Below are 20,259 nucleotides of genomic sequence, written 5' to 3' on the forward strand. Positions count from 1 at the left end.
GGAACCCCGACGAAGGCAGCCGCCGGCTGACCGCCGACATCTCGCGGGCCTTTCACACGGTGTCCGAAGTCCCGGAGTTCGCGCAGAAATCGGCAAGCCGCAAGGTGGCGAACGAGCGCTGACGGCGGGCGTAGCCGAACCTCGACCGCCCCGTCGCGGCCAAGGCCCCTCCCACAGGAAGCACTCCTTGTCGGCGGCACGAGCAAGCCTCCCGTGGGAGCGAGCTTGCGCGCGATCTCGGCGGCGATCGAAGCACGCGGCGTGCAGCGGCCCTGTCGCGAGCAAGCTCGCTCCCACAGGGACTCGCCACTTCAGCCCTTTTTCGCCGCCTCCTGCTTCAGCGCCTCGACGCTGCGCACCATCTTGCCGATCACCTTGAGCCGCAGGTCGCTGGTCGGATAGATACGGCAGGCAAGCACGCACCGGCGGCGCTCGTCCTCCTCGCTGACTGCACTGCGGCTCATGACGCCAGCGGTGTAGGTGCCGGACAGCACCTCCACCTTGCACACGCCGCAGCCGCCCTGGCGGCAGCCGACCGGGATGCCGCGGCCGCCGAGCGCCTCCATGCCGCGCAGCGCGTTCTGCGTTTCCGCACACAGATATTCGCGGCCGATGCCGTCGAGCACGATGCTGTACGAACGCCCCATGGTCAGATCTTCCTGAACAGCGGGCTGCGCACCTGCTGCGCATCGGCGGCCGAGAAGAACTTCTCGGTGAAGATGTCGCGCTCGAACAGCCGGCCCTGCATCAGCGCGTTGATGCAGGCGTCGATCATGACCGGCGGTCCGCACAGATAGGCCTGGTGGCCGCGGAAGTCCTCGCGGAAGTGCGCGAGCGCCGCCTCGTGCGCGTAGCCGCGGAAGCCGGCCCAGTCGCTGCCCGCCGCCTCGTCGGACAGCGCCGGCACATAGCTGAAGTTCGCGTGTGCCGCAGCCAGTGCGACGAAGTCGTCGTGGTAGTACAGCTCGGCGCGATTGCGCGCGCCGTACACGAGCGTGATCGGCTGGGCGTAGCCCCTGGCCAGCAGGTCGAGAATCATCGACCGCGGGCTGGACAGCCCGGAGCCGCCGGCCATGAAGATGAGCGGCCTGGCGGCCGACTCGCGCACGAAGAAGCGGCCGTAGGGGCCGGACAGCTTCACCCGGTCGCCCACCTGCAGCGACTCGTGTATCCAGGTGGTGCCGCGGCCGCCGGGCACGATACGGATGTTCAGTTCAACCTCGTCGCCGGTGGTCGGCGGATTGGCGAGCGAGAACGCGCGCGACATGCCCGGCTCGGCGCCGATGTCCAGATTGATGTACTGGCCGGCCTGAAAATCGAGCGGCCGGTCGAGCCGGATGAACAGGCCCTTGATCGTCGGCGTCAGCTGTTCGATGCGGCTCACCGTACCGTGGAAATCCTCGACCGGAATGTTGCGCGCGTCCGGTTCCTCGTCGATGTCCGCCTCGATGGTGACGTCGCTCTGCAGCCGCGCGCAGCAGGCCAGGGTCTTGCCCTCCTCGCGCTCGAAGTCCATCAGCGCGAAATCGGACGCCTCGCCGTGGTCCACCTCGCCGTCGGTCACCTGCACCTTGCAGGTGGCGCACAGGCCGTGACAGCAGGCGTGCGGCAGCCAGATGCCCGCCCGCAGGCAGGCATCCAGCACCGTCTGGTCGTCCTCGACCTCCAGCGTCTGGCCGAGCGGTTCTATGGTCAGCGCGTAAGCCATCAGCTGCACGACCCCTTTATGCCGGTCAGGCCCGGCGTGCGGAAGCGGATGGCGTCCTTGTGGCCGATGCCGTTCTCCGCCAGCGTGCGGTTGAAGTGCGGCGTCCACGGCTCTCCTGACTTCATCCACTCGACCTTCGACCAGTCGATCCTGGCCCAGTCCGGGTGGTAGCCGTAGGCGCCGGGCAGCACCTTCTCGACGATGTCGCCGAAGCGCATGGTCGGCGGGAAGGGGAAGGCCAGCGGTGCGGCGAACATCAGATGATCATCCCAGCCGATATAGACGAGCTGGTTGCCGTGGAAGTTGTCGACCACGTCGCGCGGCACGCCGACGTAGTCCTTCACTGCAGCGACTTGCATGTCGTCGTCCCCCTCAGTCGTTGCGCTTGGCCATGCCGCGCCATGCTTCGAAGTTGCGATGGTCCTCCGAACCTTCGAACTCGCCGTTGTCGTGACCGACGTTGAGCCGGTAGTACTCCAGCACCGCGGCCAGCGGATCGAAGCCGGGCGCGGTCGGATCGGCGCCCTCGGGAAAGCAGTTGCCCTGGTAGATCTGGTGCACCGGCAGCCAGGCCTGTACGTACTTCTCCGGCTCGTGGTCGAAGATGTGCTGGCAGTGGTCGGAGCAGAAGTGGTACTTGTTGCCCTTGTAGCTGCGCTCGCGGTAGCAGATCTTCGTCGGGTCGCCGGGCTCGGTGAACAGCATCGGAATCTGGCAGGTCTGGCACAGCATGGGCAGCGTCTTGTTGTAGAAGCGATTGCCCTTTTCCTGCTGTTCGCGCCAGAACTCGAAGCGCGGCCGGTAGTACTTGTCGAAGGTGTCCGGGTACTTCTGCGACAGCCACTGCATTTCGTCTTCGGTCGGCATCCAGGTGTGGAAGTCGGTGGCGCCGCCGTAGTTGTAGAAGGTGGCCCACACCTGGTGCGACAGGTGATCCTTCTCCTGGCGGATCTGTTCGGCGCAGGCCGGCATCTTGATGCCGTAGCGCGCGAGGTCCTTGAATAGCGCGCCGCCGTTCTCCTCGAAATAGATCTCCCAGGCTTCCTTCCAGCTCATGACGCGCTTGGGCAGCATGTAGTCCATCATCATCGCGACGATGGACAGCAGGCGCACGCCGCGCCAGCACCACTTGTCTATCCAGCGCTGCACGATGGGCAGGTTGGCCGGGTCCTGTTCGAGGATGAACTTGATGCACTCCAGTCCCAGCGTCATGTGACGCGCCTCATCGGACTGCGCCGAGAAGCCGAAGGTCATGGTGCCCATGTCGCCGTTGTAGGCCGCACCCGACACGAAGGGCACGAACAGCAGATTGGTCAGCACGTACTCGAAGGAGAAGCCGACCGACACGATGAATTCGAACGGGCCGGCGGTGATCGCGTCGTCGAAGAAGCTCTTCGGTACCGACAGGTACCAGACGCGGTCGAACATGTGCGGCGCGTCGTGGAAGCCGTTGTAGTACTTGTTGTAATTCGACAGCGAGTGGATCTGCGTCTGCGCGTGGCGCATTTCGTCGATCGCCTGCATCTGGCAGGCCACGCGCGCACCGGCGCCGGGGAAGGCGCGACCGACGTGGGCGAAGCCGCGATGGGCCATGTATTCCAGTGGCGTCACCGCGGTCAGGAAGATCTTGATCGCATTCAGGTAACGCGCGTCGGTCACGCCGAGATGGCCGTTGCTCTGGCTGTAGGCGTCGATGATGGCGTAGAGCTTGCGTTCCTTCTCCGCCTGATACTTCCAGTAGGCGTCCATGGTCAGCCGGAACGGGTCTTCCCACTTGTCCCAGTCATGAATCTTGATGCCTTCGTAGTCGGCGTACGGATACACCTTCTCCTTGGTCTGATAGGTGGTGTCCCACGCCAGATCACGGGTCATCAGCGTGTAGCGTTCCTTCAGGCCCAGCTTCTTCTTCGGTACCTGCATGTCCATCTGTGTTTCTCCTCAATGACAGATCCGGGTGCGGCCGTTCAGGCGGCCGTCTGTGTCCCGGGTTCTCCCTCGGCGCGTGCGCCGGGATCAGTTGTCCATCAGTTGTCCCAGTGCAGCGTGAACTCGTCGTCGCTCTCGTCGATATGGCCGGACAGCGATATCAGGTGCGTGTGCAGTTCCTGCAGGTCGAAGTCGCGGCCGATCAGTTCGGAGACCGACGCGCGCTTCACCGTCAGGTGACCTTCGGCGTCGATCTTGATCATCGCCGGCGACTCGACCGGCACCGCGTGCGGGTTGTCGGCCAGAATGGATTCGATGATCGGGCGCGTGTCGTCGTTGGTCTGCAGCGCGATGAATACCTTGGACATGGCGCGACCTCAGGCCGGCACGCCGCACTTGGCGACGCGGGCGGCGAACTGCGTGGCGAGATCGTCGAGCGCCGCGCCGGCACGCTCGCCGAACGCGCGTTGCGCCAGCGGCATCACGGCTTCCAGTGCGCGCGCCTGCCAGGCGCTGACCCAGCCGCGCACCAGCGCTGCGTTGTCGGGCGACTCGGCGCAGGCGGTCTTGATCTGCGCATCGACCCACTTCGCGGCTTCGGCGTACCACTCGGTCATGAACTGCGTCAGCATGGCGACCGCGGTGCCGCCGCGCAGCGACAGTTCGTCCTCGACCAGGGTCTTGTAAAACAGCGGATACACGAGGCCGTCGAGCACCAGATTCTGCGCGACGAACAGCTCGAACCAGTCCTGCACCACCAGGCAGTCCTCGACGTAGCGGCGCAGACCCTGCCAGTCGGCGGCGTACAGCCAGTGCTCCTTCGCGGTGGCCAGCGAGGCGGTGTCGCCGAGCAGCAGGCCGATGCGTGTCAGGTACTGCGCGATCGCCAGATTGTCCATCGCGTGGAACATGCAGGGCTGGGTGATCGTCGTGCCATAGCCGTAGGCGCAGATGGACGAGTTGTTCATGTTGGCACCCCAGGCGACGTGGCGCAGCGGCAGCAGCAGGTCGAGTGCCAGCTGGCGAACGTCATCGGGCAACAAGGCGCCAAGGTTGCGCGACTCGACGAAGTCGAAGTTCGATTCGGCCGTGTCCTGCTGACGTGCTCGCGCCAGCGTCCAGGCGCCGTAGTAGTACTGGCGCGGATCCTTGAACGCGTACCAGTCTTTCATCTTCAATTGCGTGCGCGTGACGTCGAAGATGTCGCGGTCCGGGTCCCAGGTCGGGCGATAGTGGAAGTTGGCGGTCGGCTGCACGTCAAAGCTGCCTTCCTGGTAGCGCGACGCCGGCTTGTCGCCGAAGCGCTGTGCGATGTGGCCATAGGTCTGGCGCACGGGTTTGATTGATACGGTACGCAGGTCGATCTGCATGCCTGTCTCCTCTGATGTGTTCTTGTGCCGTCGAACCCGCGCTCAGCGCGGGCCGCCGTTCAGTACGTCGTTGAGCCGGGCCGACACCGGCGACGCCGGTTCAGTACCGGCGGCGTCGAGCACGACCACGCCCTGCGCCGCGCAGAACTCCTCGAAGGCGGCGCGCGTGAGCATCATTTCGGCGAACAGTTCGGGCTCGCCGAGCGCGAAATCGAACTCGACGAAGCCGTCGTCGCGCTCGCCAGTGACGCGCACGTACTTGCGGAAGGGGTCGAATGCCGACGCCATGACGCTCGCCTCAGGTGTACACATTGAGGAAGGCGTCGTTGAGCTTGCGGTCGTGATAGAAGATCGCGCGCCCGAGGTCTTCGGTGGTCCAGGTGATAACCGGCTTGTCCGGGTAGTAGATGTAGCCGCCGGAGAACACCTCGTTGCGGTTGCCCGACGGATCGAAGAAGTAGATCGTCGCGCCGCGCGTGATGCCGTGCCGGGTGGGGCCGATGTCCAGCGACACGTCCTTGCGCGAAATGATGTCCGCCGCCCGCAGCACGTCATTCCAGGTATCCAGGATGAAGGAGCAGTGGTGGAACTTGCCTTTCTCCGGATTGCGGATGAAGGCGATGTCGTGCGGCTTGGTCGAGCAGGTCAGGAACACGCCCACCATCAAGTCGCCTCCCATCACCTGCTCGGCGATGGTGAAGCCCAGCACCTCGGTGAACAGCTTCACCGTGCCATCCACGTCGTCGCCATACAGCAGGCAGTGGTCGAAGCGGGTCGGCTGCATGCCCACCAGACCGTCCGGCCACGGATCAGGATTCAGGTCAGGCAGGCCGTTGCCCACCTTGTCCTTGGTCGCGAACAGCTCGATCGCGTGGCCGGTCGGCGTCGTGAAGCGGAAGCGTCGCCCGGTGTGCAGGTGTTCGCCCGCCGGCACCCACTGCAGGTCGGTGGCCAGGCGGCTGCCTTCGATGTCCGCCGCCAGACGGTCCAGCGTCGCCTCGCTGTCCACACGGAAGCCCATGTAGTCCATGCCTGGCGCATCCGCCTTGCGCAGCACCACGCTGTGGTGATCGTGTTCATCCCAGGCCTTGAAGTACACGCGACCTTGCGCGTCCCGCCCGGTCTCTATCAGGCCCAGTACCTGTCCGTAGTGTTTCACCGCCGCTTCCAGATCCGTCACCCTCAGGGCGACATGACCCGGGCGCAGCACGCCGGTCATTGCCATCGCTTTCCTCCTCCTTTTTGTGGTGCGTGCTGCGGCGCATCAACACCTCGGAAGAAACGGAAGCAAGAGCGCTCTCGCCGAAGTACCGGATGCAGCCGTCAGCCGCACCCTCTCCTATCCAAGAAGCGTGCCATACTCGATAATCGATAAAAATCTCGATATTTTGCGGTTTTAGGTGGCCAGGAGTACAGTCGCCGCGTCCGCCGGTTGATGAGTTGGTGAAGCGCCCGAAGAGGTGTTCACCAACTGGTGAACGATTCGACCGGAAGAAGACCGGCCACGCCATGCAGCCGGGATCGCGCACGCGGTCCCTGCAGAAGACGGCGGCCGAACCGCTGTGCAGCGCAACATGAAGCACCGGTCTGGAGGAGGCACGGGCAATGAGTACGTTCAAGTACCCGCACAACAGCGATCTGCGTCGACTGGTCAGGTTCTCGGCCGACGACGGACTGATCTGGCTGGCGGAAAATCGCATGCTGCTGATGCATTGCGCCGCGATGTCGGCGCTGCGCACGCAGCTCATCAAGTCGGTCGGGCCGGAATCGGCGCGCCGCATCCTGACCCGCATGGGTTACGAATCCGGCATGCGCGACGCCGAACTGGCGCGCACGATACGGCCGGACCAGAACCCGATCGAATCCTTCTTCGTCGGCCCGCAGCTGCACATGCTGGAGGGCAGCGTGCAGGTGACGCCGGTGCACATCCATATCGACGTGCGCAGCGGCGAGTTCGACGGCGAGTTCCTATGGGAACACTCGTGGGAAGCGGAATTCCACCTGCGCGAATTCGGTCAGGCCGCCGACCCGGTGTGCTGGATGCAGATCGGCTACGCCTCGGGCTACACCTCGGCCTTCATGGGCCGCATGGTGCTGTTCAAGGAAACCGAATGCGCCTGTTGCGGCGCCAACAACTGCCGCATCATCGGCAAGCCGGTCGAGGAATGGGAGGACGGCGAGCAGTACGCCCGCTACTTCGAGCCGGAGAGCCGCATCGCCCACCTTCCAGCAGCCGCCTGGACCGGCGTCGCCCAGCGCAACGACACGATCGACGCGCCCACCCCACCCGACCTGATCGGCAATTCAGCCAGCTTCCGTCGCGCCTATGAACTGATGCTGCGCGCCGCCGGCACCACGGTGACCGTACTGCTGCTGGGCGAGACCGGCGTCGGCAAGGAACGCTTCGCCCGTGTGCTGCACCAGATGAGTCCGCGCAAGGACGCGCCCTTCGTCGCCGTCAATTGCGCAGCCATCCCGCACGACCTGATCGAATCGGAACTGTTCGGTGTCGAGAAGGGCGCCTTTACTGGCGCCCACGCCTCGCGCGCCGGCAAGTTCGAGCGTGCCGAGGGCGGCACCCTCTTCCTCGACGAGATCGGCGAAATGCCGCTGGCCGCCCAGGCCAAGCTGCTGCGCGCGCTGCAGGAGGGCGAGATCGAGCGCCTCGGCGACGAGCGCACGCGCAAGGTGAACGTGCGGGTGGTCGCCGCCACCAACGTCGATCTGGCGCAGGCGGTGAAGGAAGGCCGCTTCCGCCCCGACCTCTATTACCGCGTGCACGTCTACCCCATCCACATCCCGCCGCTGCGCGAGCGGCTGGCCGACCTGCGCCAGCTGGTCGATTCACTGGTCGCCAAGTTCAACCGCCAGCACGGCAAGCACGTGCAGGGCGTGTCGGACAAGGGCTTCCAGTCCCTGCACGCCCACCACTGGCCGGGCAATGTGCGCGAGCTGGAAAACGTGATCGAGCGCGGCGTCGTGCTGGCGCCGCAGCAGGGCTGGATCGAGGCGCACCACCTCTTCCTGTCGCTGGAAGCGGTGCTGGCGCGCGAATCCGGCATTTCCGCCTGCGGCAAGCTGGAGGAAGGCTGCGGCGACGCGGTGCGCGAGCAGCTGGTCGAGCAGATCCTGCGCACCGGCATTCCGCTGGAGGAACTCGAACAGCAGTTGATGAAGGCCTGCGTCGATCAGGAGGGCGGCAACATCGCGCGCGCCGCGCGCCGGCTCGGCATGTCGCGGCCCAAACTCAGTTACCGGCTGCAGCGCACCGAGGGCGAAGCCGAAGCGGCTGATTCATAGCGCGTACTCAGAGCAGCTGGAAAGCCAGGATGGCGACGATGGTCGGCGGCAGCGCAGTCACGAACAGGCCGAGCGGATTGATCGCCTCGTCGTCGAAATGGCCGCGCAGGATGGAGAACCCGGCCGGATTGGGCGCGTTGGCGATCACCGTCAACCCACCGCCGGTCACCGCACCGGCCACCAGCGAGTACTTGAAGGCCTCGTCTGTGCCCTCGACCAGCGAACCCAGGTAGGTCAGTGCCGCGTTGTCGGTGATCGCGGTCAGCGCGGTGGCGCCGAAGTAAAGCGCCGTGCTGTCCATGCCGGTGAGCGCGGCCTGCAGCCACCCCTGCTGCAGCGCCCCCAGCGTGACCAGGCCGGCGAGGAAAAAGCCCACCATCAGGCCCTCGCGCAGCATCAGCCGGTCGTGGTAATGCCGGTAGGCCTCGGCCACACCGAGGAAGAGCAGGAACAGTCCGACGAACACCACCGGATGGTGCGCGAAGTAAACGATGCCGGCGAGAAAGAACACATGCAGAAGGATGAGTGCGCGCGGCACGGTGCGGTCGCTGCTGCGCGTATCCACGTGCAGCGACTTCAGCTCGCGCGCGAACAGCAGCGTTGCCACGCCGGCGTTGACGAACACGGCGATCGCCGACTTCCAGCCGAAGTGGCCGAGCATGTACCCCATGTCCCAGTTCCACTTGCCAGCCACCATCAGCACCGGCGGCGCGGCGAAATGGGTGAGCGTGCCGCCGATCGACACGTTCACGAACAGCGCGCCCAGGGTGACGTACTTCAGGCGGTGCGAAATCTTCCTGCTGTAGACGTTGTCGCGCAGCATCAGCGCCGCCAGCGTCATCGCAGCCGGCTCGGTGATGAAGGAGCCGAGCAGCGGAAGCACGGACAGGCAGACGAAATGGAAGGCGACGCTGTCGGCCGCCGGAATGTAGCGCGCCAGCATGCGTGCGCCCGCCTTGCACAGTTCCAGTACCGGCCGGCTGGCTGCCACCACCATGATGACGAACACGAAGGCCGGCTCGGTGTAGTCGAGCGCTTCCAGATAGCCGGCTGCGCTGCCGGCACCACCGGTGAGCGCCATGAAGGCCAGCAGCACGAAAGCCCAGAAGCCGAACACCACTTCGACCTCGCCGAGCAGATGCCAGATGCCGGCATGACCGGGCTGCAGATGTGCGAGGTGCTCGAAATACCGGGTCAGGAAGGTGTGTGCAACGGCCACCGCGAACAGCGCAGTGCCGACCGCTTGGAGCGTGCCCGGAGTCATCGGGAATCCTTGCTTTGTCGGGGTTGGAATGAAGGCGGGCGTACGCGTCGTGCGTTGACGCCGGCAGCTGCCCTCGTCGGGGTGCTCATGCGATGGTGTGCCGCAGCAGCTTGAGGCACTCGACGGTCGATGCCAGATCGGCGGCGACATAGTCGTCGTCGGTACGCAGCAGCGGGTCCGCCCCCAGATCAAGCAGCAGCGCAAGCAGTGCGTGCCTGCCGCTCGACGCGCAGTACATGAGCGTGGTGGCACCGGTGTCGTTGCGGTTGTCCAGATCGATGCCAGCGCCCGCCAGCGCGCGCACGACATCGACGTTGCCGCCGACGCAGGCCAGCCACAGCGCGTTGTTCCCGTCGGCGTTACGGCAGCCGACGTCGGCGCCGGCCGCCAGCAGTTCGTCCACCCGTGCCGCCTCGCCGTCGAGCGCGGCGCGCATCAGCGGCGTCAGCCCGTGCGCGATCGCGCCATCGAGATTGCGCGGATCGAAGCCATTCGATTCGATCAGCGCGCGCAGCGCCGGTGACGCGTCCGGCGGCAGCGCGCAACCGTCGCGGCCGACCGCCAGCCGGTCCAGTGCGTTCGCCAACGGTGCGTGGCCACCATCGACGCTGTACACCTCGGGGTAGCGGAAGTCGCTGAAGCGCTCGGCCCAGCTCTGGCTGGCATTGCCGTGGTAACAGTAGATGAGCACCGGCGTCGGTCGCGCCACCGTCTGCAGCACCTCGCCGAACACCGCATCGCTGAGGTGGCGTGCGCCGTCGATGTGGGCACGTTCGAAACTGGCGCGATCGCGCGTATCGAACAGCGCCAGCGCCGGCAGGCGGCCGCTGCGGTGGCGGGCGATCAGATCGGCCGCCTGGGCGGCGGAAATGCGGCGGTAGGTCGTGCTCACTGTTCTGCCCTCCAGCCGACGCGCCGACGTCCTGACGGACCTCATGCGGCCATCGGCTCCTGTTCGGCGCCGGCGTAGGCAGGCGTGGTTTCGATGCGCGCGTCGTCGACGGCGCGGCCCATCGTGAAGTGATAGATCGTGCGGAAGCGCTCGTCTTCGAGGCCGAGCAGCTCGTGCACCGCGTCGTCGAAGAAGCAGCCGATGCCAGTGCCGCGCAGACCCAGCGCTTCGGCTTCGGTATAGAGCTGCTGGCCGATCAGGCCGGCCTGACGGTGCAGCGCGCGGTAGGCCGCCGGCGATGCATCGAGCGCGGCATCGAACTCGCACAGCATGCCGAGTGCGAAGCAGGAGGTGGACGCGATGTCCTGGTGGCAGTGCAGGCTGCGCGCCAGCCGCGCCAGCGCCGGCGGCGCCATCGTGGCGAGCAGGCGCAGGTCGCTGCGCAGCCCGTCGACGGGCGTCAGCGGATACAGCGCAGCGAGCAGCGGCAGCACCCCGCCCCCGGCCGGACCGCGTGGCAACAGATAGACGCCGGGCGCGAGGCCGTCGACCCGGTGCACGAACAGCAGCAGATCGATGCGGCGGTCGTCGGGCAATGCGTCCCACGGCGCGGCGCGACAGGGCTGCAGCCGTTGCAGCAGGCCGTCGAAGTCGTCGCGCGCCATCAGGTGACGACCGTCGAAGCGTTGCGCGCTGCGCCGGCCGAGCAGCACATGACCGACCGAGCGGCCGCAGGGCGCGGCCACCTCACGCGTCGGCGCCGGCAGTTCGCCACGCGGCAAGGCATCGCGCGTCGCGTCGGCGACCTCGTCGATCGCCGGCCAGCGGTACATCGGATGCGCGTCTATCGTGCTCGCCCGCCCGTGCCAGCGCTCCACCGTGCGCACCGGCAAAGGTCCGGGCACGTGGCCGACGCCCACACCGAACAGCAGTTCCGCCTCTTCCACCTCGGTCGCCTGCTCGCGTCGCGCCGGAAAATCCGGCAGACGATCGAGCCCCAGCGCTGCCGCCAACAGGTCGACGCGAACCGGCTGCACGGCGAGCGACCAGCCGAGCACGGCCGCCGCATTGCGCAGTGCGGCCGTCGCGTGACCGACATCGAGCTGGCAGTAGCGGAAGGCGCGCTCGCCGTACTTCCACGCCTCGCGCCACATGACGGAACTGAGCGCGAGGTGCAGGCCGGGCGCACCACCCGGCTCGAAAGCGGCGCGCAGTTCCAGCGCGTGCACTTCGGGCAGGTAGTGCCAGAGGCCGTCCGCCAGCCCCGGCACGCCGACCGCGAACAGCCAGCCCTCGACCGGATGCAGATTGCCGCTCGACGGATTGGCGCGCACGGCCCAGCGGTCGGGGCCGGTGGACTTCCAGGCGGTCAGGCCCAGCGCCAGATGCAGCAGCGCACCCAGCGCGGCCAGCGTGCACGGCAAGGGCGGCAGACCGGTGTCGAGCATGCGCCAGTCAAGACGCAAGCGCGCAGCGACCGGGCTGTCATCGTCGGTGGCCAGCGGCAACGCCACCCGCGGCGCGCCCTCGTAGTGACGGAAGGGCGCCGGCTGCGCGTCCCAGTCCAGCGTTTCCGGGCCGGCGGCGTAGGCAGCGTAGCGGTGGATGGTGCGACGGTGATAGTCACGCACGCGGCTGCGTGCGCTCACGTCTTCATTCGTCATCGTCGTCATCGGCACCGTTGCGCCGCGGCACCGTTTCCGGGTCGCAGATGATGGGGCGATAGATTTCGATGCGGTCGCCGGGGCGCAGCGCGGCGTCCTTCTTCACCACCTTGCCGAACACGCCTACCTTGGCCTTGTCGATGTCGATGTCGGGGTAGCGCTCCAGAATTCCGGAACGCGCGATGCCATCGGCCACCGTGCAGCCGTCCGGCACCTCCACCTGCATCCACACGCGGTCGTTCGGCCCGACCCACGCCACGCCTATCTTCATCGCGTCGTCCTCATCGAGTCCTCACTGCGCCGCAGCTGCCGGCAAGGCGGCCGGCTGGCGCGATTCCGACCAGTGCTGCAGGCGGCGCCGCGCCGCGATCAGCAGCCCCAGCACGAGGAAGCCGCCGGGCGGCAGGATCATGAACAGCGCCCCGGCGTCCGCCACCTTCGTTTCGAGAAAGGCGAACTGCGGACCGAGCAGCAGCGATGCACCGGCGAACAGCGTGCCGGCACCGGTCACCTCGCGCACCGCGCCCATCAGCGTCAGCGCCAGCGTGAAGCCCAGCCCGGTGGCCAGCCCATCGACCGCCGAAAGCGCGACCGCGTGGCGCGACGCGAACGCTTCCGCCCGTCCGAGCACGGCGCAATTCACGACGATGAGCGCGATGAAGATGCCGAGCACCTTGTACAGGTCGTGGAACCACGCGTTCAGGCACAGATCGACCAGCGTCACCATGCCGGCGATGAGCACGATGAATACCGGGATGCGGACCTCGTCGCTGACCCAGTGCCGCAGCGACGAGATGAGCGCGTTCGACATCAGCAGCACGGCGGTCGTCGCCAGCCCCATGCCGAGTCCGTTGGTGGCGCTGCTGGTCACCGCCATGGTCGGGCACAGCCCCAGCATCTGACCGAGCACCGCATTGTTGTCCCATACGCCGTCACGCATGACGGCCTTCACGTCCGGGCTGTCGCTCATCACTGTCCTCCTCCGGCGGGCGCCGCGTCACCGATCAGCTCGGCACGGTGTGCGGCGAAGAATTCGAGGCCCTTCCTGACCGTGCCGACCACCGCACGCGGCGTGATGGTCGCCCCGGCGAACTGGTCGAACACGCCACCGTCCTTCTTCACCGCCCAGCGGGCGGGCTCCGGCTGCTGCAGCGACTTGCCGTCGAAGGACCGTATCCAGTCGTTGCGGGCGACCTCGATCTTGTCGCCCAGGCCCGGCGTCTCGGTATGCTTGGTCACCCGCACGCCGACCACGCGGCCGGCGAGGTCGACCGCCATCAGCAGCACGATGCGCCCGCCGTAGCCGTTGCCCGACGTTTCGTACAGCACCGCCTGCAGTGCGCCGCCCTTGCGCGCCCGATGCACGGTCAGCGGAGCGCCGTCGGGGCCGGTCAGCTGCAGCGTGTCGGTCAGCAGATTGTTGTCCGCGTAGCCGGCGGGCAAGATCTGCTCAAGCTGCTGTCGGGTGTCGTCTGCGGCCGCCTGTTCGATGCGCTCGGCGGTCGCGCTGTGACTGAACGCGAGCACCGCGGTGGTCACCAGCATCACCACACCGAGCGACAGGCCGGGAAACCACACGGCATCGGGTATGCGTCGTTCGCTCATCGCGGCAGCTCCTGCACGCGTCGCGCCGGTAGCGACTTGCCACGGATGCTGCGGCCGAATATGCGCGGCCTCGCCCACAGATCGAGTACCGGGGTCACCGCATTCATCAGCAGCACGGCGAAACCCACGCCCTCGGGATAGCCGCCCCAGGTCCGGATCAGCCAGGTCAGCAGGCCGGCGCCGAGCGCGAATATCCACTGCCCGAACGGTGCGCTGGGCGAGGTGACATAGTCGGTCGCGATGAAGAAGGCGCCGAGCATCGCGCCACCCGACAGCAGGTGGGCCAGCGGCGGCAGATAGTGGTCGGGGGCCGCGCCGTGCGCGATCGCCGCCGGCAGGCAAAGGCCAACCAGGAAGCCGAGCGGTATGCGCAGGCCGATCACGCGTTTGGCCACCAGGAACAGTCCGCCCAGCAGCACCCACAGCGACGCCGTCTCACCCAGGCTGCCGGCGCGTTCGCCCGATGCGCCCTGAGCGGTGGCGAAGCCGGACATCGCCTCGGCCAGCACGGTGCCGCGACCCAGCTCCGTCTTCACGTTGCCGAGCAGCGAAGCGCTGGTGAAAGCGTCCGGCACACCTCCCGACAGGCCGATGTTCACCGCCTGCGCCAGATCTGTGCCCTGGCTCAGCATCTGCGGATTGACCCACTGCGTCATCAGCACCGGGAAGGACACCAGCAGCACGGTGCGCCCGACCATGGCCGGGTTGAACACATTGCAGCCGAGACCGCCGAACACCTGCTTGGCGATCACGATGGCGATGACGCCGCCCAGCGCGCCCAGCCACCAGGGCGCCCACGGCGGCATCGACAACGCAAGCAGCCACCCGGTCAGCGCCGCCGAGCCGTCAAACAGCACCGGCATGACGCGCCGCCCGGCCCAGCGCAGGCACATCGCCTCCGACAGCACGCAGGAGAGCACGGTCACCGTCCACAGGCAGAAGGCCGGCCAGCCGAACTGCCAGAAGCCGACCAGCGTGGCCGGCAGCAGCGCCAGCATGACCAGACCCATGATCTGGCCGCTGGTACGCGAAGCCACCGCATGCGGTGACGCGTGTATCGGGGTGCTCATGCCGTGGTCTCCTTGCGGGCCGCCTCGGCGGCGGCCGCCGCGCGCTCGGCCTTGCGCCGGGCGTGTGCCTCGGCCTTCTCGCGCGCCTCCTGCTCGACGCGGGCAGCGCGCGCCTCGGTCAGTTCGCGCACCCGGTCAAGCTTGCGGCCCTCGCGTTCGCGCGCCCACAGCTCGCCCTTGCCGTGGTTGAAGTACTGCACCAGCGGAATGCGCGACGGGCATACGAAACCGCAGGCACCACAGGTGAGGCAGTCGCCCAGGCCGATGTCCTCGGCGCGGCCCAGCTCGTTGGCCTGGATGAGCGCCGCCATGTCCAGCGGCATCAGCCCGACCGGACAGGCACTCACACAGCTGCCGCAGCGTATGCAGGCGCTCGGCTCGCGCTCGCCGACTTCGGCGGCGGTCAGCGCCAGCGCGCCGCTCGAGCCCTTGACCACTGGCGTGTCGATGTCCGGCACGCCGACGCCCATCATCGGACCGCCGACCACCACACGCGCCGGTACTCCACGCAGACCGCCGCAGCGTTCGAACAGCCAGGACAGCGGCGTACCCAGACGCACGCGCAGATTGCGCGGCGCCGTCACCGCACCGCCGGCCACGGTGACCACGCGTTCAGTCAGCGGCTCGCCGTGGCGCAGCGCGCGCTGTACCGCGTAAGCGGTGCCGACGTTGTGCACCACGATGCCGACATCGGCTGCGCGACCGTCAGCCGGCGCCTCGATGCCGGTCAGCGTCTGGATGAGCTGGCGGTCAGCGCCCATCGGGTAGCGGCTGGGAATGCGCACCACCGACACCTCGGGAAAGGGGTGCGCAGCCACCTTCATTGCCGCAACCGCCTCCGGCTTGTTGTCCTCGATGCCCACCAGCACGCGCTGCGCGCCGGTCGATCGCATGATCAGGCGTGCGCCCTCGATGATGTCGGCCGCGCATTCCTGCATCAGCCGGTCGTCGCAGGACAGATAGGGCTCGCATTCGCTGCCGTTCAGGATGACGGTGTCGATCTGGCTGCGCCGTCCCAGCTCCAGCTTGACCGCCGACGGAAAACTGGCGCCGCCCAGACCAACGATGCCCGCGGCGGCAACGCGGCGCGTGATCTCGTCCGGCGCCAGCGTGATCGGATAGGGCTCGGCGTGTCGCTCCGTCCATTGATCCAGTCCGTCCGGATGCAGCGTGATCGCCGGCCCACACAGACCGGCCGGATGCGCCATCGTGGCTTCGCCGATGGCGGCGATGACGCCGGAGGTCGGTGCATGCAGCGGCGCTGAAATGCGCCCCCCGGCTTCTGCGATCAGCTGGCCGCGCAAAACGGTGTCGCCAATCTTCACCACCGGCCGGGCCGGAGCACCGGAGTGCTGCGACAGCGGGATCACCAGCGCCGGCGGCAGTCCGGCGTCGACGATGTCCAGTGTCGCCGCGGGAAACTTGTGGCTGTCAGGATGTACGCCCCAGCGCTGGAGCAGTCGACGTATCGGCGGAATGACGATGTGTGCCATGGCTCAGGCCGCCAGCGCCGGTTTCGGCATGATCCAGGTGCCGGCCGTCAGCGGCAGCGGCTGCATCGTGATGGCGCCGGTCGGGCACTTTTCGGCGCACTGGTTGCAGCCGGTGCAGGCGTCCTCGAACACGCCGTGCAACTGCTTCATCGCGCCGATGATGGCGTCCGACGGACACAGCCGGTAGCACTTGGTACAGCCTATGCACAGCGCGTCCTCGATCACCGCGATCAAGGGCACGTCGTCGACCTCGTCGGCGTCGAGCGCGATGCCCAGATGCTCGGCAATCGCCAGCGCCACCACCTTGCCGCCGGGCGGGCAGCAGGTGGGCGACGCGGTGCCGGCGACGATGGCCTCCGCCGCACCGGCACAGCCGGGAAAGCCACACTGACCGCAGTTGGCGGCCGGCAGCATGTCCTCGACTTCCTTCACCCGGCTGTCGCCTTCGACGGCAAAGCGTCGCGCCGCCACACCGAGCACGATCCCGAGCCCGGAGCCGATCGCGGTCAGACTCATGACCGCGGTAATCATCTGTTCCATCGTGCAACCTCCCATTCCGTGCAACGCGTGCGTGAAGCCGCAGCAAACAGGGGCGTGCCACCGGCCGAGGTGGCCGCGCACGAGCGGCCGTGCGCGAACCCATGGAGCGTGCGGACCATCAGTGCCCTCCCGCCGGCACCAGGCCGGTGAATCCCATGAAGGCCAGCGCCAGCAGGCTGGCCGTGATGAAGGCAACCGGCGGGCCGGCGAACGTTTCCGGCACGCGCATCAGCGCCAGTCGTTCGCGCAGGCCGGCGAACAGGATCATCACCAGCGTGAAGCCGGCACCCGAGCCGAAGCCGCCGAGCACGCTCATGCCGAGGCCATGACCGGCCTGGGCGTTCAGCAACGGAATGCCGAGCACCGCGCAGTTGGTGGTGATCAGCGGCAGGTAGATGCCGAGCACGCGATGCAGGTCGGGCAAGGTCTTGTGCATGGCCATTTCGACGAACTGCACGACGGCGGCGATGACCACGATGTAGGCGAGGATGCGCAGATAGCCGAGCCCGAAAGGCAGCAGCAAGGCGTGTTCGAGCGCCCAGGCGGCCATCGCCGACAGCGTCATCACGAAGGTGGTGGCCAGACCCATGCCGAAGGCGCTGTCGATCTTCTTCGACACGCCCATGAAGGGGCACAGCCCGAGAAAGCGGACCAGCACCACGTTGTTGACCAGCACCAGGCCGATCAGGGTCATCAGTACATCGCGCATAGCCACCTCCTGACCGGCCTCAATGCATGCGCTGTGCCAGATGACGCCATCACGGCCGCGTCCGGCCCCTCGTGGCGAGCGCGTGCTGTTGTGATCGCACGCGACCCGCCCCCGCGCGTACACGTGCGCACGCATGCGCACACGGCGACCGCGTCGGCAACGCGACAAACTCGACAGGCGCTGTCGCGACAGCCGGACATGCGCCTGTCGAAAATCCACAAGTGGTTGATCCAGATCAATTTTCAAAACCGGCCCGCAACTTGCTGAGAGGGATGCAACCCCCTCATGCAGGAGATGCCGACATGAATCGCCCGATCTATCTGGACTACGCCGCCACCACCCCGGTCGACCCGCGCGTGGTGGGCAAGATGCTGCCCTGGCTGTTCGACAACTTCGGCAACCCGGCCAGCCGCTCGCACGCCTACGGCTGGGCCGCCGAAGAGGCGGTCGAACTGGCGCGCGAACAGGTGGCCGCGCTGGTCGGCGCCGACCCGCGCGAAATCGTCTGGACCTCGGGGGCCACCGAGTCGAACAACCTGGCCATCAAGGGCGCGATGCAGTTCCACGCCGGCCGCGGCAAGCATGTCGTCACCGTGAAAACCGAGCACAAGTCGGTGCTCGACACGGTGCGTGAACTGGAACGCAGCGGCTGCGAAGTGACGCTGCTCGACGTGCAGGAGAACGGCCTGATCGACATCGAGGCCTTCCGCGCCGCGCTGCGGCCCGACACCGTGCTGGCCTCGGTCATGTTCGTGAACAACGAAACCGGCGTCATCCAGGACGTGGCGGCGCTGGGTGCGATCTGCCGCGACAAGGGCGTGCTGTTCCACGTCGATGGCGCGCAGGCGACCGGCAAGGTGGCCTTCGATCTGGACGAGCTGCCGATCGACATGATGTCGCTGTCGGCGCACAAGACCTACGGCCCGAAAGGCATCGGCGCGCTTTACGTGTGCCGCAAGCCGCGCGTGCGCATCGAGGCGCTGATCCACGGCGGCGGCCACGAGCGCGGCATGCGCTCGGGCACGCTGCCGACGCACCAGATCGTCGGCATGGGCGAGGCCTACTGGCTCACGCGCGAGAACATGGGCGCCGAGAACGAACGCATCCGCATGCTGCGCGACCGCCTGCTGAGCGGGCTGAGCGCGCTCGACCAGGTGTTCGTCAATGGCGACATGGAACGTCGTGTCCCGCACAACCTGAACATCAGCTTCAACTTCGTCGAAGGCGAATCGCTGCTGATGGGCATGAAGGACATCGCGGTGTCGTCGGGTTCGGCCTGTACCTCGGCCAGCCTGGAACCGTCCTACGTGCTGCGTGCGATGGGCCGCAGCGACGAACTGGCGCACAGCTCCATCCGCTTCTCGATCGGCCGCTTCACCACGCAGCAGGAGGTGGATTCGGCGATCGAACAGGTGTCGACCGCGGTGCGCAAGCTACGCGAGCTGTCGCCGCTGTGGGACATGCACAGCGCCGGCATCGACCTGTCGACCGTGCAGTGGGCATCTCACTGAGGGCCTCGCACTGAGAGCCTCGCACTGAACACCTTCCTCCACAACGACTGAACGGAGAACAACCATGGCATACAGCGACAAGGTGCTGGATCACTACGACAACCCGCGCAACGTCGGCTCCTACTCGACCGACGAGGAAGGCATCGGCACCGGCATGGTCGGCGCGCCGGCCTGCGGCGACGTGATGCGGCTGCAGATCAAGGTCGGCGCCGACGGCGTCATCGAGGACGCCAAGTTCAAGACCTACGGCTGCGGTTCGGCCATCGCGTCGAGTTCGCTGGTGACCGAATGGGTCAAGGGCAAGACGCTGGACGAGGCACTGGCGATCAAGAACACCGAAATCGCCGAAGAACTCGCGCTGCCGCCGGTGAAGATCCACTGCTCCATCCTCGCCGAAGACGCGATCAAGGCGGCCGTGGCCGACTACCGCACCCGGCAGACCGCCCCCGACACCGTCGAAGCCGCCTGAAAGGACACGCCATGAGTTCGCTTGCCGAAAGTTCCGTCGCCCCGGCCACCACCCTGCCCCTGCCGTCGCCAATCAAGTTCTGCGAAGCCGCGGCCGCCAAGGTCGCCGACCTGATCGCCGAAGAGGGCAACCCGGCGCTGAAGCTGCGCGTCTATGTCACCGGCGGCGGCTGTTCCGGCTTCCAGTACGGTTTCGCCTTCGAGGAGGCGGTGAACGAGGACGACACGCCCATCGTCACCGACGGCGTCACGCTGCTGGTCGACCCGATGAGCATGCAGTACCTGATGGGCGCCGAGATCGACTTCGAGGATGGCCTGGAAGGTTCGCGCTTCGTCATCCGCAACCCGAACGCGACCTCGTCCTGCGGCTGCGGCAGCTCCTTCTCGATGTGAGGTGACGGACATGACCATCACGCTCAGTGAAGCGGCCGCGCGCCACGTGCAGAAAAGTCTGGTCAAGCGGGGTCAGGGCGTCGGCCTGCGTCTCGCGGTCAAGACCAGCGGCTGTTCGGGCCTCGCCTACGCAATCGAGTTCGCCGACGCGCTGCAGCCCGAGGACATCCAGTTCGCCAGCCACGGCGTGACCCTGCTGGTCGACCCGAAAAGCCTGCCCTTCCTCGACGGCACCGAACTCGACTTCGTACGCGAAGGCCTGAACGAAGGCTTCAAGTTCAACAATCCCAACGTGAAGTCGGCCTGCGGCTGCGGCGAAAGCTTCGGCGTCTGACGCCGGTCCACG

Annotated in this window: 23 protein-coding genes; 5 read left to right on the forward strand and 18 right to left on the reverse strand. The window is 67.1% G+C overall.

The annotated features are described in order from the left end of the window. Nucleotides 1-311 precede the first annotated feature (311 nt). From AC51BJ_RS00365 to AC51BJ_RS00400, 8 genes are all read right to left on the reverse strand, one after another. Nucleotides 312-647 carry a 2Fe-2S iron-sulfur cluster binding domain-containing protein gene (locus AC51BJ_RS00365; RefSeq protein ID WP_496278963.1) on the reverse strand — a complete coding sequence of 112 codons (336 nt, stop codon included), beginning with the start codon at nucleotides 645-647 and terminating at the stop codon, nucleotides 312-314. A gap of 2 nt (nucleotides 648-649) precedes the next feature. Continuing rightward, entirely contained in the window at nucleotides 650-1,708 is a 1,059-nt protein-coding gene (locus tag AC51BJ_RS00370) for an NADH:ubiquinone reductase (Na(+)-transporting) subunit F (RefSeq protein ID WP_496278964.1), read from the reverse strand. Continuing rightward, nucleotides 1,708-2,067: a phenol hydroxylase subunit P4 gene (locus AC51BJ_RS00375; RefSeq protein ID WP_304011688.1), complete on the reverse strand. Its 360-nt coding sequence runs from the start codon at nucleotides 2,065-2,067 to the stop codon at nucleotides 1,708-1,710. The genes AC51BJ_RS00370 and AC51BJ_RS00375 overlap by 1 nt, the downstream gene beginning before the upstream one ends. A 13-nt stretch (nucleotides 2,068-2,080) precedes the next feature. Next, nucleotides 2,081-3,634 (reverse strand): aromatic/alkene/methane monooxygenase hydroxylase/oxygenase subunit alpha, encoded by a 1,554-nt coding sequence (locus AC51BJ_RS00380; protein WP_430435216.1) that lies wholly within the window; start codon nucleotides 3,632-3,634, stop codon nucleotides 2,081-2,083. A gap of 98 nt (nucleotides 3,635-3,732) precedes the next feature. After that, nucleotides 3,733-4,002, reverse strand: a complete 270-nt coding sequence (locus AC51BJ_RS00385; protein ID WP_430435217.1) for an MmoB/DmpM family protein — start codon at nucleotides 4,000-4,002, stop codon at nucleotides 3,733-3,735. A gap of 9 nt (nucleotides 4,003-4,011) precedes the next feature. Then, nucleotides 4,012-5,004, reverse strand: a complete 993-nt coding sequence (locus tag AC51BJ_RS00390) for an aromatic/alkene monooxygenase hydroxylase subunit beta (RefSeq protein WP_496278965.1) — start codon at nucleotides 5,002-5,004, stop codon at nucleotides 4,012-4,014. Between the two features lie 42 nt (nucleotides 5,005-5,046). Then, nucleotides 5,047-5,292 carry a phenol hydroxylase subunit gene (locus AC51BJ_RS00395; RefSeq protein ID WP_496278966.1) on the reverse strand — a complete coding sequence of 82 codons (246 nt, stop codon included), beginning with the start codon at nucleotides 5,290-5,292 and terminating at the stop codon, nucleotides 5,047-5,049. Nucleotides 5,293-5,302: 10 nt separating this feature from the next. After that, nucleotides 5,303-6,229 (reverse strand): catechol 2,3-dioxygenase, encoded by a 927-nt coding sequence (locus tag AC51BJ_RS00400; protein WP_496278967.1) that lies wholly within the window; start codon nucleotides 6,227-6,229, stop codon nucleotides 5,303-5,305. A 380-nt stretch (nucleotides 6,230-6,609) separates the two neighbouring features. On the opposite strand from AC51BJ_RS00400, the gene AC51BJ_RS00405 reads away from it, so the two are divergent. Further along, nucleotides 6,610-8,304 carry a sigma 54-interacting transcriptional regulator gene (locus tag AC51BJ_RS00405; protein WP_496278968.1) on the forward strand — a complete coding sequence of 565 codons (1,695 nt, stop codon included), beginning with the start codon at nucleotides 6,610-6,612 and terminating at the stop codon, nucleotides 8,302-8,304. Between the two features lie 7 nt (nucleotides 8,305-8,311). Here the strand turns inward: AC51BJ_RS00405 and AC51BJ_RS00410 are convergent, their stop codons facing one another. The 10 genes from AC51BJ_RS00410 to rsxA form a co-directional block, all read right to left on the reverse strand. Beyond that, complete coding sequence (locus AC51BJ_RS00410) at nucleotides 8,312-9,568, reverse strand: putative Na+/H+ antiporter (RefSeq protein ID WP_496278969.1); 1,257 nt, start codon at nucleotides 9,566-9,568, stop codon at nucleotides 8,312-8,314. Between the two features lie 85 nt (nucleotides 9,569-9,653). Further along, a complete protein-coding gene (locus AC51BJ_RS00415) occupies nucleotides 9,654-10,460 on the reverse strand; it encodes an ankyrin repeat domain-containing protein (protein WP_496278970.1) in 807 nt (268 codons plus the stop codon). Between the two features lie 41 nt (nucleotides 10,461-10,501). Next, nucleotides 10,502-12,124: a nitroreductase family protein gene (locus AC51BJ_RS00420; RefSeq protein ID WP_496278971.1), complete on the reverse strand. Its 1,623-nt coding sequence runs from the start codon at nucleotides 12,122-12,124 to the stop codon at nucleotides 10,502-10,504. Then, complete coding sequence (locus AC51BJ_RS00425; RefSeq protein WP_496278972.1) at nucleotides 12,114-12,395, reverse strand: RnfH family protein; 282 nt, start codon at nucleotides 12,393-12,395, stop codon at nucleotides 12,114-12,116. The genes AC51BJ_RS00420 and AC51BJ_RS00425 overlap by 11 nt, the downstream gene beginning before the upstream one ends. A 21-nt stretch (nucleotides 12,396-12,416) precedes the next feature. Further along, entirely contained in the window at nucleotides 12,417-13,094 is a 678-nt protein-coding gene (locus tag AC51BJ_RS00430; RefSeq protein ID WP_430435226.1) for an electron transport complex subunit E, read from the reverse strand. Next, complete coding sequence (gene rsxG, locus AC51BJ_RS00435) at nucleotides 13,094-13,729, reverse strand: electron transport complex subunit RsxG (protein WP_496278974.1); 636 nt, start codon at nucleotides 13,727-13,729, stop codon at nucleotides 13,094-13,096. The genes AC51BJ_RS00430 and rsxG overlap by 1 nt, the downstream gene beginning before the upstream one ends. Continuing rightward, a complete protein-coding gene (locus tag AC51BJ_RS00440; RefSeq protein WP_496278975.1) occupies nucleotides 13,726-14,799 on the reverse strand; it encodes an RnfABCDGE type electron transport complex subunit D in 1,074 nt (357 codons plus the stop codon). The genes rsxG and AC51BJ_RS00440 overlap by 4 nt, the downstream gene beginning before the upstream one ends. After that, nucleotides 14,796-16,292: an electron transport complex subunit RsxC gene (gene rsxC, locus AC51BJ_RS00445; RefSeq protein ID WP_496278976.1), complete on the reverse strand. Its 1,497-nt coding sequence runs from the start codon at nucleotides 16,290-16,292 to the stop codon at nucleotides 14,796-14,798. Before rsxC ends, AC51BJ_RS00440 begins: the two co-directional genes overlap by 4 nt. Nucleotides 16,293-16,295: 3 nt before the next feature. After that, on the reverse strand, nucleotides 16,296-16,832 hold the full coding sequence (locus AC51BJ_RS00450) for an RnfABCDGE type electron transport complex subunit B (RefSeq protein ID WP_425763287.1): 537 nt from the start codon (nucleotides 16,830-16,832) through the stop codon (nucleotides 16,296-16,298). A gap of 118 nt (nucleotides 16,833-16,950) precedes the next feature. Then, nucleotides 16,951-17,541 carry an electron transport complex subunit RsxA gene (gene rsxA, locus AC51BJ_RS00455; RefSeq protein ID WP_425763288.1) on the reverse strand — a complete coding sequence of 197 codons (591 nt, stop codon included), beginning with the start codon at nucleotides 17,539-17,541 and terminating at the stop codon, nucleotides 16,951-16,953. Nucleotides 17,542-17,843: 302 nt separating this feature from the next. On the opposite strand from rsxA, the gene AC51BJ_RS00460 reads away from it, so the two are divergent. From AC51BJ_RS00460 to iscA, 4 genes are all read left to right on the forward strand, one after another. After that, on the forward strand, nucleotides 17,844-19,052 hold the full coding sequence (locus AC51BJ_RS00460) for an IscS subfamily cysteine desulfurase (RefSeq protein ID WP_019916660.1): 1,209 nt from the start codon (nucleotides 17,844-17,846) through the stop codon (nucleotides 19,050-19,052). A gap of 64 nt (nucleotides 19,053-19,116) precedes the next feature. Further along, entirely contained in the window at nucleotides 19,117-19,521 is a 405-nt protein-coding gene (iscU, locus tag AC51BJ_RS00465) for a Fe-S cluster assembly scaffold IscU (RefSeq protein ID WP_019916659.1), read from the forward strand. An 11-nt stretch (nucleotides 19,522-19,532) separates the two neighbouring features. Beyond that, nucleotides 19,533-19,913 (forward strand): iron-sulfur cluster insertion protein ErpA, encoded by a 381-nt coding sequence (erpA, locus tag AC51BJ_RS00470; protein WP_496278977.1) that lies wholly within the window; start codon nucleotides 19,533-19,535, stop codon nucleotides 19,911-19,913. 10 nt (nucleotides 19,914-19,923) lie between these two features. Continuing rightward, nucleotides 19,924-20,247 (forward strand): iron-sulfur cluster assembly protein IscA, encoded by a 324-nt coding sequence (gene iscA / locus AC51BJ_RS00475; RefSeq protein WP_019916657.1) that lies wholly within the window; start codon nucleotides 19,924-19,926, stop codon nucleotides 20,245-20,247. Nucleotides 20,248-20,259: the final 12 nt, after the last annotated feature.

This window comes from Methyloversatilis sp. S146-33 (genome assembly GCF_059552495.1).

Excerpts from the sequence above, each read along its gene's own strand:
- rsxG (WP_496278974.1), bottom strand. The coding sequence starts at position 13,729 with ATGAGCGAACGACGCATACCCGATGCCGTGTGGTTTCCCGGCCTGTCG.
- erpA (WP_496278977.1), top strand. The coding sequence starts at position 19,533 with ATGAGTTCGCTTGCCGAAAGTTCCGTCGCCCCGGCCACCACCCTGCCC.
- AC51BJ_RS00375 (WP_304011688.1), bottom strand. The coding sequence starts at position 2,067 with ATGCAAGTCGCTGCAGTGAAGGACTACGTCGGCGTGCCGCGCGACGTG.
- AC51BJ_RS00380 (WP_430435216.1), bottom strand. The coding sequence starts at position 3,634 with ATGGACATGCAGGTACCGAAGAAGAAGCTGGGCCTGAAGGAACGCTAC.
- AC51BJ_RS00450 (WP_425763287.1), bottom strand. The coding sequence starts at position 16,832 with ATGGAACAGATGATTACCGCGGTCATGAGTCTGACCGCGATCGGCTCC.
- iscA (WP_019916657.1), top strand. The coding sequence starts at position 19,924 with ATGACCATCACGCTCAGTGAAGCGGCCGCGCGCCACGTGCAGAAAAGT.
- rsxA (WP_425763288.1), bottom strand. The coding sequence starts at position 17,541 with ATGCGCGATGTACTGATGACCCTGATCGGCCTGGTGCTGGTCAACAAC.
- AC51BJ_RS00385 (WP_430435217.1), bottom strand. The coding sequence starts at position 4,002 with ATGTCCAAGGTATTCATCGCGCTGCAGACCAACGACGACACGCGCCCG.
- AC51BJ_RS00420 (WP_496278971.1), bottom strand. The coding sequence starts at position 12,124 with ATGACGAATGAAGACGTGAGCGCACGCAGCCGCGTGCGTGACTATCAC.
- AC51BJ_RS00405 (WP_496278968.1), top strand. The coding sequence starts at position 6,610 with ATGAGTACGTTCAAGTACCCGCACAACAGCGATCTGCGTCGACTGGTC.
- AC51BJ_RS00390 (WP_496278965.1), bottom strand. The coding sequence starts at position 5,004 with ATGCAGATCGACCTGCGTACCGTATCAATCAAACCCGTGCGCCAGACC.
- AC51BJ_RS00425 (WP_496278972.1), bottom strand. The coding sequence starts at position 12,395 with ATGAAGATAGGCGTGGCGTGGGTCGGGCCGAACGACCGCGTGTGGATG.
- AC51BJ_RS00400 (WP_496278967.1), bottom strand. The coding sequence starts at position 6,229 with ATGGCAATGACCGGCGTGCTGCGCCCGGGTCATGTCGCCCTGAGGGTG.
- AC51BJ_RS00460 (WP_019916660.1), top strand. The coding sequence starts at position 17,844 with ATGAATCGCCCGATCTATCTGGACTACGCCGCCACCACCCCGGTCGAC.
- iscU (WP_019916659.1), top strand. The coding sequence starts at position 19,117 with ATGGCATACAGCGACAAGGTGCTGGATCACTACGACAACCCGCGCAAC.
- AC51BJ_RS00370 (WP_496278964.1), bottom strand. The coding sequence starts at position 1,708 with ATGGCTTACGCGCTGACCATAGAACCGCTCGGCCAGACGCTGGAGGTC.
- AC51BJ_RS00365 (WP_496278963.1), bottom strand. The coding sequence starts at position 647 with ATGGGGCGTTCGTACAGCATCGTGCTCGACGGCATCGGCCGCGAATAT.
- AC51BJ_RS00430 (WP_430435226.1), bottom strand. The coding sequence starts at position 13,094 with ATGAGCGACAGCCCGGACGTGAAGGCCGTCATGCGTGACGGCGTATGG.
- rsxC (WP_496278976.1), bottom strand. The coding sequence starts at position 16,292 with ATGGCACACATCGTCATTCCGCCGATACGTCGACTGCTCCAGCGCTGG.
- AC51BJ_RS00395 (WP_496278966.1), bottom strand. The coding sequence starts at position 5,292 with ATGGCGTCGGCATTCGACCCCTTCCGCAAGTACGTGCGCGTCACTGGC.
- AC51BJ_RS00410 (WP_496278969.1), bottom strand. The coding sequence starts at position 9,568 with ATGACTCCGGGCACGCTCCAAGCGGTCGGCACTGCGCTGTTCGCGGTG.
- AC51BJ_RS00440 (WP_496278975.1), bottom strand. The coding sequence starts at position 14,799 with ATGAGCACCCCGATACACGCGTCACCGCATGCGGTGGCTTCGCGTACC.